This window comes from Microbacterium sp. TS-1, assembly GCF_000509385.1.
In the GTDB taxonomy this organism is placed as follows: Bacteria; Actinomycetota; Actinomycetes; order Actinomycetales; family Microbacteriaceae; genus Microbacterium; species Microbacterium arborescens.
The window spans coordinates 1,497,323-1,513,852 of record NZ_BASQ01000001.1 but is presented as its reverse complement, the minus strand read 5'-3'; the positions used below and the strand labels follow the sequence as shown (position 1 = coordinate 1,513,852).

The following is a 16,530-nucleotide window of genomic DNA, read 5'->3' as shown; positions in this document are numbered from 1 at the left end:
CGGGGCTGGCCCGGGCCTATTCGGGCTGGTCAGGCGGCTCGGCGGCGACGCGCGGCGACCAGCAGGCCACCGAGCGCGAGGGCGAGGACGCCCGCCACCGCGAACCCGATCGGGGCGGTCCCGCCGGTGACGGCGATCGTGCCCGCAGGCGCGGCGGCCGTCACCGTCACGCCGACCTCGATCGGTGCGAGCGAGCCCGACGTCACGACGAGGCGGTGCGCGCCGACCTCGAAGTCCCGCGGGATCGCGATCGAGAACGCCGTGCGGCCGGAGGCGTCGGCTGCGGGGATGCCGCTGACGGCGATCGGCTCGCTGAACAGCGTCGCGGCGACCCGCTGCCCCGGCTCGAGGCCCGTCACCGTCACGGCGAGCGTGCCGCCCTGCGCGACGGTGCCGCTGCCGAGCTCGACGGTCGCCCACGGCTGCACGGGCTCGCCGGGCTCGCCGGGCTCGCCGGGCTCGCCCGGTTCGCCGCCGGGGGCACCGGGACCGGGAAAGCCGGGCTGCTCGACCGGCGGCTGCTCGCCGGCGAGGTAGGCGCGGTTCGCCGGTGCGGGTGAGACCGGGCCCACGGCGGCGAAGAACTCCACGGTCGCCTGCAGGTCGACCTGGCCCGAATCCGCCGTGCCGGTGCCCGTCGCGAAGGTGCCGAAGTTGTCGCCGCCGCCCGCGAGGAACGAGTTGGTGACGACGCGGATCTTCGTGGTGGTGTCGTCGAGCGCGAGCTGCTCACCGTTCAGCTGCATCGAGCGGATGTGCGAGCCACGCGTCGCCTCGGGGTCGTATTCGAACGTGAAGCCCTTCGACACGCCCATCGCGAGCTTGGGGCGCGACGCTCCTGCCGGCTGCCACTGCTCCTCGAGCACCTGCTTGATCTGTGCCGGGGTGAGCTCGAGCGTGACCAGGGTGTTCGCGAACGGCTGGACGTTGGCGACCTCGCGGTATGACACAGCGCCGTTGTCGTCGCCGAACATCAGGTCGGCGCGCAGGCCGCCCGGGTTCATGAACGCCACCTCGGCGTCGCGCCCGCCGTAGGCGGGGTTCTGCGACGTGGCCCACAGGTAGACGTCGGCGACGGTGTTGCCGAGCGTCGAGTGCACGCCGCGGTCCTCCGAGCCCGACGCGGTCTTGCCGCGCAGGATGTCGGCGGTGATCGAGCCGACCTGCACGCGGCCCTTCTCGTCCGCGATGCGCACCGCGTTCGCGACGACCTGGGCCGTCTCGGTGTCGGGGTAGGCGATGTACTGGCCGACGGTCGTGTCGTACAGCGACACGGTACCGGGGGTGATCGACGCGAGGTCGCCGGCATCCGTGAGCTCGATGTCGAGCGAGCCCAGCGTCGTGCCGTACTGGTGAGCCTGGATCACCGGGCGGCCGCCGATCTCGCACGCGTACCTCTGGTGCGTGTGAGCGGAGACGATCGCGTCGATGTCGTCGGACGCGCCGCGGACGAGGTCGCCGAAGTCGCCGGTCTCGGTCGCGATCGCGGCGCAGTCCGAGCCGGCGGATCCCTCGTGAGCGAGGAGAACCACGACATCGGCGCCGTCGTCGACCGCCGCGGACGCGGCATCGTTGGCCGATGCGACCTGGTCGCGGAACTCGATGCCCGCGATGCCCTGCGGGCTCACCATGCCCGCGGTCTGCTCGGTCACGGTGCCGACGAAGGCGACCTTCGTGCCGTCGACCTCCCTGATCGTGTAGGACTTGAGGGCGTGCTCATCGGTGCCCTTCACGAAGACGTTCGCGCCGAGTGCGAGGTCGCTGAACGCGTCGGCATCCGCGTCGCCCTCGTAGCGGGGGATAACGCGGTCGGTGAGGTCGGCGAACCCGCGGTCGAACTCGTGATTGCCCACCGCGCTCGCGTCAAGTCCCGCGGTGTGCAGGGCGTCGATCGTCGGGCTATCGGCGTCGATGAACGATTCGAACGCCGATGCGCCGATGTTGTCGCCCGCCGAGACGAACAGCGTGTTCGGGTTCTGCCGACGGAACGACTCCACGGCCCCCGCCAGCACCGCGGCGCCCGCCACGCCGTTCGACTCCGGCACGAGACGGCCGTGGAAGTCGTTGATCGTCAGGATGCGGATGTCGGGCTGCGTCACCGGCGCGCCGCCGACGAGCTGCTCGATGCCGTAGACCGTCGTGCTGCCCGACACCTCGTTGCCGACGACGAGGAGAGCCTGTCCCGAGGGTGAGCGGTGCGCCGGGATGAACTGGATGCCCTCCGGGCCGAGGTCGCCCGCAGCCGGCGCGTCGGCGGCGGCGCTGAAGTCGCGGTTGTTGACGTACGTGACGTAAGCCGGTGCCTTCGGGTCCGTGATGTCGTAGACGATGACGCCGCCGACGCGCTCGAAGCCGATGAAGGCGTACGTGCGGCCGCCGACCGTGCCGATCGACAGGTTCTCGGGCTCGGGGCCCTTGTCGTCGCTGCGTCCCTCGAGGTTGGCCTCGGTGTGGTTCGAGTTGACGTACTCGGGCACGACGCGCGCGAGGATCTGCTCGAACTGGTCGCCGGAGTCGAACACCAGCGAGCCGTCGGTGCCCCAGATCGAGAACGAGCGACCGCCGAAGGAGTGCAGCTCGTCGTAGCAGCTGCCGTCCGCGCGCAGACCGTCCTCGATCGTGACGTTCAGGCGTCCGAGGGCTGCATCGCCGAGCTGCGCCGCGAGGGGGGAATCGGCGCAGACGGCCGGGAGCCCCTTCTTGCCGAGGTCCTTCACACGGACGGCCTCCGCGTAGTCGCCCCACTCGCGGGCGTCACCCTCGTTGGCGGTGACGAGGTAGGTCGTGGCCTTGCCGCCCGCCGTGGCCGAGTACGACTGGATGCCGTCGGGCATGTAGACGCCCTTCAGGCCGGCGTAGGTGGCGATGTTGATCGCGCCGTCCTTATCGCTCGCGTCGAGCCCGTTGCCGGTCGCGCCGTGATCCTTGAACCCGAGCGGGACGACCTTGGTGACCTCGGCCTTGGCGAGGTCGACGACGGCGATCGCGTTCGCCTCCTGGAGCGCCGCGTAAGCGGTCGTGCCGTCGACGGTGATGTACTCGGGCTCGAGGTTGCGGCTGACACGGTTGGCGTCGAGGGGCTTGTCTCCCTGGTCCGGTGCCGCGACGTCCGGTCCGAACACGCGCACGCCGGCCGGAAGCGTCTTCGAGCCGCCGGGCTCGAACGCGCCGAAGCCCGCGATGCGCACGGCCGCCTGCGCGGGAGCCGAGACGGTCTTGGGAAGCGCGACGACACCGACGGATCCTTCCGGGTCGACCGAGAAGTCGTCGGCGGGCTCGCCCTCGTTCGCGACGACCGCGTACGCGCCGTCCTTCGAGATCGTGACCATATCGGGCAGGGCGCCGACGGTGACCGAGCCGAGGCGAGCGGATGCCGCGTCGCCGGCGTTCGCGTCGAAGAAGACCAGTGACCCGTTCGCGGTCTTGTCCTCGGCCTCGAAGGCCACGACGCCGAGACCGTCGTCGCGGATCGCGAGGGAGTTCGCCGTGCCGGCATCGGCGATGGTGAACAGCTCGACCGGCGTGGTCGGGTCGCTGTTGTCGAGCACCGTCACCGAGCCGGCCTGCGCGTTGACGACGTAGAGGCGGTCGCGGTACGACTGCACGATCTCGGCGGCCGACTCGTCGAAGACGCCGGTCTCGTGCGTGCCGATCGGCGTCAGTGCGAGTGCGGCACCGGGAGCGGAGTCGGTGATCGGTTCGCTGACGATCGCGGCGGATGCCGTGGTGAGCGGCGTCAGCGCCAGCGTGCAGGTGAGTGCGGCCGTCGCGACGGCGGCGAGCGTGCGGGGAACCGTGCGGCTCCGGGCAGGCGAAGGCATAGGTGTCCTCTGGTCGGGTGAACGGGTGCAGGTCGTGAGTACTCTCCGCACGTGTCCGGCATGTGAATGCCCGGCAACCGATCGGAGACGCGCGGAGAGGCGCGTGGCACGATGAGGGGATGAGCGACTACACGACCATCGTCAGCGAGACGCGAGGGCGCGTCGGCTGGCTGACACTGAACCGACCGGAGGCGTTGAACGCCCTGAACTCGACGCTCGTCGCCGAACTCGCCGACGCGGCCATGGCGTTCGACCGCGACGAGGCGATCGGAGCGATCGTGGTGACCGGCTCGGAGCGAGCGTTCGCGGCGGGTGCGGACATCAAGGAGATGGCGGGCAAGAGCGCCCGAGACATGTCCATGGAGAGCCCTTTCGCCGCGCTCGAGGACTTCGCGCGGGTGCGTACCCCTGTCGTCGCGGCGGTTGCCGGGTTCGCGCTCGGCGGCGGGTGCGAGCTGGCGATGATGTGCGACATCGTGCTGGCCGCCGACACCGCGGTGTTCGGGCAGCCGGAGATCGACCTCGGCGTGATTCCGGGCATCGGAGGAACGCAGCGACTGGCGCGTGCGATCGGCTATTACAAGGCCGCCGAGCTCGTGCTGACCGGACGGCGGATGCCGGCGGAAGAGGCGGAGCGGGCCGGCCTCGTCTCGCGTGTTGTTCCGGCGGAAAAGCTGCTCGAGGAAGCCGGTGCGGTGGCCGATCGGATCGCGTCGCGCTCGCTTCCCGTCGCCTATGCCGCCAAGCAGGCGTTGCGCGCCTCGCAGGAGACGACCGCGGCCGAGGGCCTCCGCCTCGAGCGGACGCTCTTCGCGTCGTTGTTCGCCCTCGAGGACCAGAAGGAAGGCATGGCCGCCTTCGCCGAGAAGCGCAGCCCCGAGTTCCGACACCGCTGACCTTCTGCGGTGATGCTCGAACGCGGGTCCGCCGCGCGCCGACGGGCGACGCTGGTCGCCGTCCTCGGCGTGGCCCTGGTGCTCGCGGCCGCGGGAGCCGTCGCGTTCGCCCGCTGGGCGCTGAGCCTCGATGCGATGCGTGGGTTCGTCGAGCGGTACCCGGGCGCATACCCGCTGCCGGCGGGGGCGCCGGTCGGGATTCCGCCGTGGCTCGCCTGGCAGCACTTCTTCAACGCCTTCCTGATGGTGCTGATCATCCGCACGGGTCTGCAGGCGCGGGAGGAGAAGCGTCCGAGGGTGTTCTGGTCGCCGCGGGGCAGGCCGAAGCGCCGGACGAGCCTCACGATCTGGTTCCATCAGGCGCTCGATGTGCTCTGGATGGGCAATGGCGTCGTGTTCGTGATCCTGCTCTTCGCGACCGGACAGTGGATGCGCATCGTGCCGACGAGCTGGGAGGTCGTGCCGAACGCGGTGTCGGCGGCGTTGCAATACGTGTCGCTCGATTGGCCGACGGAGAACGGCTGGGTCAACTACAACAGCCTGCAGCAGCTCGCCTACGCCACGACGGTGTTCGTCGCTGCTCCGCTCGCGGTCGCCACCGGTGCGCGCCTCAGCACCGTCTGGCCGCGTGGTGACGGGAGGCTCAACCGTCTGTATCCGATCGAGTGGGCGCGACGCCTGCACGTGCTGGTGATGCTCTTCTTCGTCGTCTTCATCGTGACCCATGTCGCTCTCGTCCTGGCCACGGGAGCGCTTCGCAACCTCAATCACATGTATGCCGCGCAAGGGTCGGCCGACCCGGCGGCGTACGCCGACAACTGGACCGGGTTCTGGCTCTTCGTGCTGTCGCTCGGCGTCATCGTCGGCGCGTGCGTCGCCGCTCGCCCCGCTGTCCTCGTACCGATCGCACGATTGTTCGGCACGACCATCACCCGTTGACGCGCGCCTGCGGGTCGGAGATCACGCCCGCGTCATCACGCGATGTCAGAAAGGTGGTGGTTCATCCGGTGGCGGGTTTGCGGTGTCGATGGTGAAGCTCACCGCGGGTATGGGTACGTCTTCGCGGTAGATCCGCCCGAGGGGTGAGGTCCATTCCAGGACCCCGCCACCGACCTGCCGGACTTCCCACCTCGTGAACTGCTTCATGGAGTGGTGTCGTTGGCAGAGGTGGGCGAGGTTGAAGATGTGGGTGTGCCCACCCAAAGCGTGATCGACGGTGTGGTCGAGTTCGCAGCGGATCGCCGCTCGCCGGCATCCGGGGAACCGGCAGTGCTGATCCCGGGCGGTGAGCAGTTTCTTCATCGATGCGGTGGGCCGGTAGGTGTCGATCTCGACCGGGGTCCTGGTGACGGGGTCGATGAAGAGTCGGTCCCACTCCGATACCTGTCCCGCGAGCTGTCGTGCCGTGTCGGCGTCGATCAGCGCGCCCCCGACGGCTTCGGCGGGGTTCTCGTCCCGCCCCATCAGGGTCTCCGCCGTGACGGCGACTTGCACCCGGGCCCGGATCGCCCCGAGCCCACCGGCCCGGTCGGTCCCGTAGGTCGGGTCGACAACCGGTGCCCCGCCGAGCACCAGGTCGCCCAGAATGTCTGCGCGCAGCTGATCCATGGTCCGCATATCAGCGGCAGCCTCTCCAGCGGCGCCTGCGCCTGCGGCATCCTCACCCGAGCCGACTGCACCCATCCCGGCGCCAGCCATCCCGGCGGCATCCTCCCCGGCGGCATACGCGCCAGCCCCGGCACCGCCCGCCCCGTCACCTTCGGTGCGGGCGTCCTTCACGGACTGTCCCATCTGCGTGAGCCGGTCGAGCATCCCCGCCGCGATCACCGTGGGCAGGTTCGCGACGAGGTTCGACATCCCGTCCGTGCCATGGAACACGCGTACGCACCGTTCCGCCGCCGCGGTCTTGTGCCGCTCGGTGAACGTCTGCGGGTGCAACCTGGCCGCCAGAGCCTCGAGCGCACCGCGCACCCGGGAGGGCACATCCCGCTCGCACACCATGATCGCGGCTTCCGCGAACCAATCCCGCACCTCGACCGGCACCCCCGCGCCGACCCGCACGACCACATCGACATGTCCGCGTTCGATCCGCCGCGAAACCCACGCCTCGAACACCGCAGGATAGTCGTCGATGACGGTCATCGCATGGTCGATCTCACCCTGCAACCGCCGGTCGGTGAGCCGCGCCATCCCCGCCGCCTCGGCCGCGACCGACCGCAGCTCCATATCCGACGCCATCCCCCGCACCCCATCACGGCGCGCCTCACGCAACGCGGCGCGACCGAGATCGGCCAGGGCCCGGGTGCGGGCGAGGTCGGCGGCGTGGGAGAGGTCGAGAGCCTCGGCGTATCGCGAGAAAGCGAGCGCCTGCGACGGCGCGAGCGTTCCGCGTCCCACTTCACCACCGCCGCCATTCGCCGTCATGTTCCCATTATGGCAGTGGGGTACGACATCGAACTCGAACAAAAGTGCGATTGTGGGTAACTCGCGACCTAGCCCAGCGGGGGAGAAGAGGCGCCAACCGCCGAGGCCGAATAGCCAGTCGAGGCCAGTCAGCTCGCCGAAGCCTCGCGACCTAGCCGAGCGGGGCGAACTCCGACTCAGCGGACGAAACGGACCTCGGTCAGCGTTTCGCCGAGGAACGGCTCGGTGTGCGTCTGCCCGTCGAGCGTGAAGCCGTTGCGCTCGTAGAAGCGGTGCGCGCGGGGGTTGTCCTCCGCGACCCACAGGTAGACGCCCTCGTCCTTCTCGACGGCGGCGTCGAAGAGGCGCTGGCCGATGCCGGTGCCGTGCCACGCGTCGAGGAGGTAGATGAAGTAGAGCTCGCGCATCCGAGGGGCGTCGCGATCGCGAGCCGGGCCCGACCCCACGAAACCGACGATCTCGCCGCGGACGAGCGCGGCGTGCATCCGGAAGTCCTCTCCCTGTGCGGCCCAGTGCGTCCACAGCTCGGCGAGACGCCGCGGCGACACGCTCTGGAGCGCGGCGGTGCTGATGAGGTGGTCGTACGTCTCGTGCCAGCAGGTGGCGTGCACGCGCCCGAGGGCTTCGGCGTCGACATCCCGCACCGGACGGACGACGATGTCGGTCTGCAGTTCGGCTTCCATGGCCAGACTCTACGCGCGGCCGGCGGTGGCGTGAAATCGAGGAACGGGGGTTGCGGACGGGGTCATCGGGCCCCGGCCCCGGCCCCGTCGCCGACCGCAGCCGCGGCCTCGTCGCTCGCCGCTGCCTCGATCGACACCAGGTTGACCTCTCCCGGCGTCCACCCGGCAGCGATCAGGCGGTCGTGGAGCGCCTCCTCGACGGCAGCCTGGTCGTCGTCGATGCGCACGCGCGTTCCCGTCCGCGTCGCGTCGACGACCGCATCCGGATCGAGCGTCCGTGCCGCGGCGATCAAGTCGTCTTTCATCCGATCCGCGCGGGCGGGGCCGAGCGCGGCGCGCACGATGCCGAACGAGCTCAGGCCGACCGACCATGTCGGGCCGAGCTCGAGGTCGAGCCTCCCGGCGGCGCGCTCGCGCTGCGTGGCCAGCGCCGCGCTCCGGTCCGACAGGATCATCAGCAGCGCGATCCCGCTGAGGAGCACGAGCGCAGCGCCGGCGACAGTCGTGGGCACGACCGACAGCGCCGAGCGGTAGAGGGGCGAATCCCACCCGGCGGTGAGTCCGACGACGGCGCGGCACAGGGAGAAGACCCCGTACGCGGCCATGGTCACCGCGAGCAGCCGGGATCCGCGTCTCGCGGCGATGGCCGGCTGCATCGCCGCGGCGCTGGTCAGCCCGCAGGCGGCAGCCACGACCACGACCTTCACCGCGAGGGACGCCGGCATCCCGACCGTCGTGGACACGACTCCGACCACGGCGGCGAGCGAAAGGGCGACCCCGGCACGGGCGAGAACCCTGCCGCTCAATGAGCCCAGCCCGGCGAAGACCAGGCCGGGGGCCAGAACCATGGCGATGTCGCTGATGACGAGGGTCGCGGCGTCGCCGGTCTTCGTGTGCACGAGGTACAGCAGGCTCGCCGCCGTCGCCGACAGCGCGCCCACGATGCCGAAGCGCAGCAGTCCAGCGCGGCGTCGCCAGCTCGGCCGCAGGGCGAGCACCCCGACGAGTCCGGCGATGGTCGCCAGACACGCGCAGACCAGTGCGGCCCCTGCTGTCAGCACGGCCCCACCCCCTCGCGCGCCGGCCCGTGAAGCGCGCTCACTCGCAACCTACGCGCTTCGGGGACCGGGAGAAAAGCATCGCGGTCCAGAGGGTGCAAACCGGCCTGCTATGGTCGTGTCCCGACACGGGGTGCCCGCGACCGCGAGCTGAGATCAGACCCGTCGAACCTGCTCCAGTGCAATGCTGGCGAAGGGATGTCGAAATGCGCGATGTCGTGCCCACCGTCCGAGGACCGGAAGCGGCGCTCCGAGCGCTGCGGGATGCCGTTCCGCTCACCCACTGCGTGACCAACGCCGTCGTCACCGGGTTCACCGCGAATGCGCTGCTCGCGCTCGGGGCGAGTCCTGCCATGGTCGACATCGCCGGTGAAGCGGGGATCTTCGCCGGAATCGCCGACGGTGTGCTGATCAACCTCGGCACCCCGAATCCCCAGCAGCAGGCCAGCGCCCGTGAGATCGTGGCGGCGACGCGGCGCTGGGTGCTGGACCCTGTCGCGGTCGGGATGCTGCCGATCCGCACCGCTCTCGCGGCGGAGCTCGTCGCCGCTCGACCCGCGATCATCCGGGGCAATGCCTCCGAGGTCGCGGCGGTCGCCGGCGGCGGTTCCGGCGGACGCGGCGTCGACAGCGTCGACGACCCGGACTCGATGCACGCGGCGGCTGCCGACCTCGCGCGCCGGACCGGGACGGTGGTCGCGGTGTCGGGAGAGGTCGATCTCATCACCGACGGCGAGCGGGTCGCGCGGGTGCGCGGGGGAGATCCCCTGCTGACCCGGGTGACCGGCGGGGGCTGTTCGCTGGGCGCGACGATGGCGGCCTTCCTCGGCGTCGTCGAGCCGTTCTCGGCGGCGATCGCCGCGTCGGTCGTGCACAAGCACGCGGCCGAGGCCGCGGCATCCGTCTCGTCCGGCCCCGGCTCGTTCGCCGTCGCGTTCCTCGACGCGCTCGCGGCGCTGAGCCCCGAGGACCTCGACGGGTCCCGGGTCGAGGCGCACCTCGCGGGCGCGGAGGCGACGCGGTGACCCGCCGGGTCGACCTCGCTCTGCACCTCGTCACCGATGACCGGCTCGATGCCGACGCGCTGCCGTCGATCGTCGACGCCGCGATCGACGGGGGCGTGACCGTCGTGCAGCTGCGCGACAAGAGAGTGAGCGCGGCGGAGCTCGTCCGCCGCGCCCGGGTGCTGTCAGAGGTGGTCGCCGGACGGGTCCCCCTGCTCATCGACGACCGGGTCGACGTCGCCCTCGCCGCCATCGATGCGGGTGCCCGCGTGGACGGCGTGCATCTCGGTCAGAACGACATCCCTCCCACGACCGCGCGCAGGCTGCTCGGGACGGGCGCCGTCATCGGATGGACGGCGAACACGGCCGCGCATCTGCAAGCCGCCCACGCGATGCCGCACGGAACCCTCGATTATCTCGGTGTCGGTGTGATCCGGCCGACCTCGACGAAGGCCGATCACCCGCCGGCCCTCGGCATCGACGGATTCGCCGAACGCGCCGCGGCCACGCCGCTCGCGTGCGTCGCGATCGGCGGCGTCGTCGCCGAGGACGTCGTTCCGCTTCGCCGTGCGGGCGCGGCCGGGGTCGCCGTCGTGTCGGCGATCTGTGGCGCCGCAGATCCCGCCGCCGCGGCCCGTGCCTTCGCCCGCGGGGGCGACCGGTGACCCCGGGGGCACCGGCGCCCCGGGTGCCGCGGGTGCTGAGCATCGCCGGCACCGACCCCTCGGGCGGCGCCGGCATCCAGGCCGACCTGAAGTCGATCGCCGCGATGGGTGGCTACGGGATGGCCGTCGTGACGGCGCTCGTGGCGCAGAACACCCGCGGCGTGCGGGCGGTGCACGTGCCTCCGGCTGAGTTCCTGCGCGCGCAGCTCGACGCCGTGGGCGACGACGTCGAGATCGACGCGATCAAGGTCGGGATGCTGCACTCCGCGCCGCTCATCGCGGTCGTCGACGACTGGCTCGCTCGCCGCGGCCACGACCTCGTCGTGCTGGACCCCGTCATGGTCGCCACGAGCGGCGATCGCCTGCTCGACCCCGCCGCGGAGGCTGCGATCCGCGACCTCTGCCGGCGCGCCGCCCTCGTGACGCCCAACCTCCCCGAGCTGGCCGTCCTGACGGAGGAGCCGGTCGCGCGGTCGTGGCGGGATGCGCTCGCGCAGGCGTTGCGCTTCGCCCGCGCCTCGGGCTCGATCGTGCTGGTCAAGGGCGGGCATCTCGCCGGCGAGGACTGCCCCGACGCGATCGTGACGCCGGACGGCGTCGCCGCAGAGGTGGCCCGGCGGCGCATCGCCTCGACCAACACGCACGGCACCGGATGCTCGCTGTCGTCGGCGATGGCGACCCTCGGCGCGAGCGGCGTCGACTGGACCGACGCCCTCCCGCGCGCCACGGCGTGGCTGGCCGGTGCGATCGCGGCCGGCGCGGCGCTCGGCGTCGGTCGCGGCAACGGGCCCGTCGACCACCTGCACGAACTGCGCCCGCACCTCCCGTCGCCGGTGTCGCCTGTCTCGTCGGTGTCGTGGACAGCGCGCGTATGGGCCGAGGCGGCTCCGCTGCGCGCAGCCGTCGACGCGTGCGGCTTCGTCGACGGGCTGCGCACGGGGTCGCTCGATGAGCCCGTGTTCGCCTGGTACCTCGAACAGGACGCGCTGTACCTCTCGGAGTACGCCCGCGTGCTCGCCCGCGCCAGCGCTCTCGCGCCGCGGAGCGATGAACAGGTGTTCTGGGCGGAAGCCGCCGCCTCGGCGATCGCAGTCGAGTCGGAGCTGCATCGCTCGCGCGTCGACGCAGATACCGCGGAACCGGCGCCCACGACGCTCGCGTATACCGATCACCTGCATGCGGCGTCGGCCCGCGGCTCGTACGGCGAACTGGTCGCCGCCCTCCTGCCGTGCTTCTGGCTCTACTCCGATGTGGGCGAGCGGTTCGCAGCGGCATCCCACGCGCGGCATCCGTATCGGGACTGGCTCTCGACCTATGCCGACCCCGCGTTCGCCGCGTCGACTCGTGCCGCGATCGAGATCGCCGACCGGGCCGCCGCAGGCGCATCGGCGTTCGAGCGTGAGCGGATGAGCGTCGCGTTCGAACGATCGATGCGCCACGAGCTCGCCTTCTTCGAGGCCCCCGTCGCAGCGCTGGTCGGCGCAGCACGGGCGGGAGGGGCTATGCGCGGGGCCTAGTCTGTGCTCATGCCGAAGGGAAGAGCCGGCCGAGCCACCATGAAGGATGTGGCGGCGCTCGCCGGAGTCTCGGCGAAGACGGTCTCCAACGTGCTGACGGGCACCGCGGTCGTCCGTCCCGAGACGCAGCAGCGCGTGGAGTCGGCCATGCGCGAGCTCGACTTCGTGCCCAACCTCAGCGCCCGCGGGCTGCGGAACGGCCGCTCCGGTGTCATCGCCATCGCGCTGCCGGACCTCGCGACGGCGTACTCCGCCGAGATGCTGCATCACCTCGTCGATGCGGCGCATCAGCGCGGCTATGCGGTGCAGATCGAGGAGACGGCGCTCGAGCCCGAGCGCGAGCGAGACCTCGTCTCACGGGCGCGACAGCACCTCGTCGACGGTGTCGTCCTGAATCCGATCCGCATCGAGGACAGCGTGGTCGACCGTGATGAGCGGCTGCCGCCCGTCGTGCTGATCGGAGAGGTCGAGCAGCACGTCACCGACCGGGTTCTCGTCGACAGTCGCGCCGGGGCGCGCGACGCCGTCGCGCACCTGGTGTCCCGCGGCGCGCGACGCATCGCCGCGATCGGCGGCGATGAGCAGGCCGGCCTCGCGACGGCGACGAGCCGCCTGCGCCTCGCCGGGGTACGCGACGCGCTCGACGAAGCGGGTCTCGCGCACGATCGTCGCCGAGAGATCAACGCCCTGCCGTGGAACATGGAGGCGGGCGCGATCGGCGTCCGGACGCTGCTGGAGCGCGGGGTCGACGTCGACGCTGTCCTCTGCTTCACCGACTCGATCGCGGTGGGTGCGCTGCACGAGCTGGCGCGTGCGGGCATCCGGGTGCCGGACGACGTGCTCGTGTGCGGCTTCGACGACATCGAGCAGTCGCGCTACACCACGCCCGAGCTGACGACCGTGTCGTTCGACCGGGTCGAGTTCGCGCGCGCGACCATGGCGCTTCTGGAGGAGCGCATCGCGGCGCGCGACATCCCGGTCCGCGCCGTCGCGATCGCGCATCGCGTCGTCGCCCGCGCCAGCACGGATGGCGCGCCCCGCGGCATCTCCGCGCGACGGTGACGCACCGATGGCGTCGCGGAACGCCATCGGTGGCAGCATCCGGATTTTCCTTGCGCATTGATTACATCGATGTAAAAGTATGAGGGTCCCTGGTTGTCACGATGTCGTGCCGTCACAAAGGAGTGACCGATGGCCCCACCCATAGAACTCAGCAGACGGCGGTTCCTCACGGGAGCCGCAGCCCTCGCCGGAACCGCCTTCCTCGCCTCGTGCGCCGGTCTCCCCGGCGGTACGGGCGCCCGCACCCTTCAGTTCTGGCACCTGCTCTCCGGTGCCGACGGCGTGACGATGTCCGGGCTCATCGACGGCGTCAACGCCGCGCAGTCCGACTACCGCGTGCGCCCGACCGTGCTCGCCTGGGGCGAGCCGTACTACACGAAGCTCGCGATGGCGGCCGCGGGCGGGCGGGCGCCCGACGTCTCGGTCATGCACGCCTCGCGCGTCGTCGGCTATGCGCCGGGCGGGCTGCTCGACACGTGGGACACCGCACGCCTGGCCGACCTCGGCGTCGACGCGAGCACCTTCACCGACGCGATCTGGCGCAAGGGCTTCATCGGCGACGACCTCTACAGCGTCGCGCTCGACGCGCACCCGTTCATCCTGATGTACAACACCGACATCTGCGCCGAGGCGGGTGTGCTCGACAGCGACGGCAAGCTGCCGCCGATCACCTCGCCCGACGACTTCCTCGAGCTCGGACGGGCGGTGGCCGCGGTCTCGGAGTCGCACGGGCTGTCGTTCGGCTACCTCGGCGACGGCGCGCAGATGTGGCGCCTCTTCTACACGCTCTACACGCAGCACGGGCTCGAGATCGAGCTTCCCGAGGGCGGCAAGGCGCAGATCGACGAGGATGCCGCGGTCGCGGCGCTCAGCTTCATGCAGCAGCTCCTCGACGACGAGATCGCCTCGCGCAGCGCCGACTACCAGAGCGCGATCGCGGAGTTCGCCACCGGCCGCAGCGGACTGTTCCTCACCGGCGTCTGGGAACTGCGCTCGATGCAGCAGCAGAACCTGCCGATCGACGCCGCGATCATCCCGGCCGTGTTCGGCACCCCGTCGGTCTACGCCGACTCGCACTCGTTCACGCTGCCGCACCAGAGCGCACCCGACGAGGAGACCCGCGACCTCGTCTACCGTTTCGTCGCCGACATCCTGAAGGGCTCGTTCGACTGGGCAGGGGCAGGACACATCCCCGCCTACCTCCCGGTCACGCAGTCGGCCGCCTATGCCGACCTGCTGCCGCAGGCGCACTACGCCGAGGCCGCCGAGCTCGTCCGGTACGACCCGCCGGCGTGGTTCACCGGCTCGGGCTCGCGCTTCCAGGCCGACTTCGGCGCCGCCGTGCAGAACGTCCTGCTCCAGGGCGCCGACCCGGCTCAGGCGATCGCCCGCTTCCGCGCGGGTGTCGACCTGCGCCTGCAGACGCCGAACCCCGCCGCACCGGAAGGAGCCCGCGCATGACCCTCGACACCGGATCCGGCCGCGCCGGTCTCGCCGACACGGCCGCGACGCGGACGATCGTCACCGGCGACCGCACGCGGCGGCACCGTCACGTCGGCGACCGCGGAGAGCAGCGCATCGCCTGGACCTTCCTCGCGCCCTTCCTCGCCGCCTTCCTCCTCTTCCTCGTGTGGCCGCTGCTGCACGGGCTCTATCTGAGCTTCACCGACCAGTCGCTGACGGGCGCCGGCGGATCGTTCATCGGCATCGCGAACTACGTCGAAGCGCTCGGCGACCCCGTCATGTGGCGCTCGCTCGGCAACACCGCCTGGTTCACGGTTCTGTCGACCGTGCCGCTCGTCGTCCTCGCCCTGGTCATGGCGCTGCTCGTGCAGCGCGGCCTGCCCGGGCAGTGGCTCTGGCGGCTGTCGTTCTTCATGCCGTACCTGCTCGCCTCCACGGTCATCTCGCAGATCTGGGTGTGGATCTTCAACCCGCAGATCGGCGCGGCCAACGGCATCCTCGAGGCGTTCGGGCTCGAGCCGATCGCCTGGCTGCAGAATCCCGACACCAACATGCTCGCGATCGTCGTCGCGACGGTGTGGTGGACGATCGGCTTCAACTTCCTGCTCTACCTCGCGGCCCTCCAGAACATCCCCGAGACCCAGTACGAAGCCGCATCCATCGACGGCGCGGGGGAGTGGCGCAAGCTCTTCTCGATCACGATCCCGCAGCTCGGGCAGGTCACCGTGCTCATCGTCATCCTGCAGGTGCTGGCTTCGCTGAAGCTGTTCGACCAGGCGTACCAGATGCTCGGAGGCATCGCGAGCGAGACGACCCGCTCGATCGTGCAGTACATCTACGAGTCCGGGTTCGTCGGGTACCGCTTCGGCTACTCGGCGGCGATCTCGTACGTCTTCTTCGCCGTGATCGTCCTGATCGGCGTCATCCAGGCCCTCGCCACCCGTCGCCGGAAGGAGCACTCATGAGCGCCGTCACCGCCAGCTCCACGGCCACGCGCGCCGTCGTCGCCCCGGGGGTCGCCCCCGATCCGCGAAGCCGCAAGCCCGGTCAGCGCCGGTTCAGCGCGATCAACGTCGTCGCCTTCATCGCCCTCGCCCTCATGGCGATCGGCTGGCTGCTGCCGTTCCTGTGGGCGGTCGCGACCGCCTTCAAGACTGAGACGGATGCCGCATCGGGCGCCGGCGGATGGGTGGGCGAGAGCGGGCCCACGACCGAGGCGTTCACCTCGATCCTCTCGCAGGGCAACGTCTGGGTCTGGGCCGGCAACAGCCTCTGGACCTCCGCCGTGATCACCCTCCTCACCGTCGCGATCTCGGCCGTGGCCGCCTATGCGTTCTCGCGGCTGGAGTTCCGCGGCAAGAAGTTCCTCTACGGCGCGGTGATCGCCTCGATCGTCATCCCGCCGCAGGTGCTGATCATCCCGCTCTTCTACGAGATGCTCGCCTTCAACCTCGTCGACACCCCGTGGGGCCTGATCCTGCCGCAGGTCGTCGCGCCGGCGATGGTGTTCATCCTCAAGAAGTTCTTCGACCAGGTGCCGATCGAGCTCGAGGATGCCGCGCGGGTCGACGGCGCCGGACGCTTCCGGGTGTTCTGGTCGATCGTGCTGCCGCTGTCGCGGCCGATCCTCGGCGCCGTCGCGATCTTCGTGTTCATCGGCGCGTGGAACAACTTCCTCTGGCCGTTCCTCATCATCAACGACACGACCCTCATGACCCTGCCGGTCGGACTCCAGACCGTCATCAGCGCTTACGGCGTGCAGTACGCGCAGGTCATGGCCCAGGCCGTCCTCGCCTCGGTGCCGCTGATCATCGTCTTCCTGGTGTTCCAGAAGCAGATCGTCCGCGGCGTCGCCACGACCGGTTTCGGCGGTCAGTGACCGGCGCTCCCGCGCCGTCGTCCGCCCCGCCATCCACACCCCGCACCCCGAAAGAAC

General features: G+C 70.8%; 13 protein-coding genes and 1 riboswitch. Of the genes, 9 read left to right on the top strand and 4 right to left on the bottom strand.

Features of this window, described 5'->3' with window-relative positions:
• Positions 1-29: 29 nt before the first annotated feature.
• On the bottom strand, positions 30-3,821 hold the full coding sequence (locus tag MTS1_RS16025; protein ID WP_023952657.1) for a choice-of-anchor I family protein: 3,792 nt from the start codon (positions 3,819-3,821) through the stop codon (positions 30-32).
• Positions 3,822-3,940: 119 nt separating this feature from the next.
• Here MTS1_RS16025 and MTS1_RS07055 point away from each other — a divergent pair, with 119 nt between their 5' ends.
• Positions 3,941-4,717, top strand: a complete 777-nt coding sequence (locus tag MTS1_RS07055) for an enoyl-CoA hydratase-related protein (protein WP_023952655.1) — start codon at positions 3,941-3,943, stop codon at positions 4,715-4,717.
• 12 nt (positions 4,718-4,729) lie between these two features.
• Positions 4,730-5,656: a cytochrome b/b6 domain-containing protein gene (locus tag MTS1_RS07050; protein WP_036304687.1), complete on the top strand. Its 927-nt coding sequence runs from the start codon at positions 4,730-4,732 to the stop codon at positions 5,654-5,656.
• A 45-nt stretch (positions 5,657-5,701) separates the two neighbouring features.
• Here MTS1_RS07050 and MTS1_RS16595 read toward each other — a convergent pair whose 3' ends face one another.
• The 3 genes from MTS1_RS16595 to MTS1_RS07035 all read right to left on the bottom strand — a co-directional run bounded on the left by MTS1_RS16595 (position 5,702) and on the right by MTS1_RS07035 (position 8,885).
• Entirely contained in the window at positions 5,702-7,141 is a 1,440-nt protein-coding gene (locus tag MTS1_RS16595; RefSeq protein WP_023952652.1) for an HNH endonuclease signature motif containing protein, read from the bottom strand.
• Between the two features lie 176 nt (positions 7,142-7,317).
• Positions 7,318-7,824, bottom strand: a complete 507-nt coding sequence (locus MTS1_RS07040) for a GNAT family N-acetyltransferase (protein WP_023952650.1) — start codon at positions 7,822-7,824, stop codon at positions 7,318-7,320.
• Positions 7,825-7,886: 62 nt separating this feature from the next.
• Positions 7,887-8,885: a hypothetical protein gene (locus tag MTS1_RS07035; RefSeq protein WP_023952648.1), complete on the bottom strand. Its 999-nt coding sequence runs from the start codon at positions 8,883-8,885 to the stop codon at positions 7,887-7,889.
• 116 nt (positions 8,886-9,001) lie between these two features.
• Positions 9,002-9,098, top strand: a riboswitch (TPP riboswitch).
• Here MTS1_RS07035 and thiM point away from each other — a divergent pair.
• From thiM to MTS1_RS07000, 7 genes are all read left to right on the top strand, one after another.
• Positions 9,089-9,907 (top strand): hydroxyethylthiazole kinase, encoded by an 819-nt coding sequence (gene thiM, locus MTS1_RS07030; protein WP_023952646.1) that lies wholly within the window; start codon positions 9,089-9,091, stop codon positions 9,905-9,907. (Overlaps the previous riboswitch by 10 nt.)
• The gene (gene thiE, locus MTS1_RS16810) at positions 9,904-10,551 is read left to right on the top strand and encodes a thiamine phosphate synthase (RefSeq protein ID WP_023952643.1); all 648 of its coding nucleotides are present in this window, start codon (positions 9,904-9,906) and stop codon (positions 10,549-10,551) included. The genes thiM and thiE overlap by 4 nt, the downstream gene beginning before the upstream one ends.
• Positions 10,548-12,068 (top strand): bifunctional hydroxymethylpyrimidine kinase/phosphomethylpyrimidine kinase, encoded by a 1,521-nt coding sequence (locus MTS1_RS07020; RefSeq protein WP_023952641.1) that lies wholly within the window; start codon positions 10,548-10,550, stop codon positions 12,066-12,068. The genes thiE and MTS1_RS07020 overlap by 4 nt, the downstream gene beginning before the upstream one ends.
• A 9-nt stretch (positions 12,069-12,077) precedes the next feature.
• Entirely contained in the window at positions 12,078-13,130 is a 1,053-nt protein-coding gene (locus tag MTS1_RS07015) for a LacI family DNA-binding transcriptional regulator (RefSeq protein ID WP_036305168.1), read from the top strand.
• 129 nt (positions 13,131-13,259) lie between these two features.
• The gene (locus tag MTS1_RS07010) at positions 13,260-14,591 is read left to right on the top strand and encodes an extracellular solute-binding protein (RefSeq protein WP_023952637.1); all 1,332 of its coding nucleotides are present in this window, start codon (positions 13,260-13,262) and stop codon (positions 14,589-14,591) included.
• The gene (locus MTS1_RS07005) at positions 14,588-15,559 is read left to right on the top strand and encodes a carbohydrate ABC transporter permease (protein ID WP_023952636.1); all 972 of its coding nucleotides are present in this window, start codon (positions 14,588-14,590) and stop codon (positions 15,557-15,559) included. The genes MTS1_RS07010 and MTS1_RS07005 overlap by 4 nt, the downstream gene beginning before the upstream one ends.
• A complete protein-coding gene (locus tag MTS1_RS07000; RefSeq protein ID WP_023952635.1) occupies positions 15,556-16,473 on the top strand; it encodes a carbohydrate ABC transporter permease in 918 nt (305 codons plus the stop codon). Before MTS1_RS07005 ends, MTS1_RS07000 begins: the two co-directional genes overlap by 4 nt.
• Positions 16,474-16,530: the final 57 nt, after the last annotated feature.

Excerpts from the sequence above, each read along its gene's own strand:
- MTS1_RS16025 (WP_023952657.1), bottom strand. The coding sequence starts at position 3,821 with ATGCCTTCGCCTGCCCGGAGCCGCACGGTTCCCCGCACGCTCGCCGCC.
- MTS1_RS07055 (WP_023952655.1), top strand. The coding sequence starts at position 3,941 with ATGAGCGACTACACGACCATCGTCAGCGAGACGCGAGGGCGCGTCGGC.
- MTS1_RS07050 (WP_036304687.1), top strand. The coding sequence starts at position 4,730 with ATGCTCGAACGCGGGTCCGCCGCGCGCCGACGGGCGACGCTGGTCGCC.
- MTS1_RS16595 (WP_023952652.1), bottom strand. The coding sequence starts at position 7,141 with ATGACGGCGAATGGCGGCGGTGGTGAAGTGGGACGCGGAACGCTCGCG.
- MTS1_RS07040 (WP_023952650.1), bottom strand. The coding sequence starts at position 7,824 with ATGGAAGCCGAACTGCAGACCGACATCGTCGTCCGTCCGGTGCGGGAT.
- thiM (WP_023952646.1), top strand. The coding sequence starts at position 9,089 with ATGCGCGATGTCGTGCCCACCGTCCGAGGACCGGAAGCGGCGCTCCGA.
- MTS1_RS07015 (WP_036305168.1), top strand. The coding sequence starts at position 12,078 with ATGCCGAAGGGAAGAGCCGGCCGAGCCACCATGAAGGATGTGGCGGCG.
- MTS1_RS07010 (WP_023952637.1), top strand. The coding sequence starts at position 13,260 with ATGGCCCCACCCATAGAACTCAGCAGACGGCGGTTCCTCACGGGAGCC.
- MTS1_RS07005 (WP_023952636.1), top strand. The coding sequence starts at position 14,588 with ATGACCCTCGACACCGGATCCGGCCGCGCCGGTCTCGCCGACACGGCC.
- MTS1_RS07000 (WP_023952635.1), top strand. The coding sequence starts at position 15,556 with ATGAGCGCCGTCACCGCCAGCTCCACGGCCACGCGCGCCGTCGTCGCC.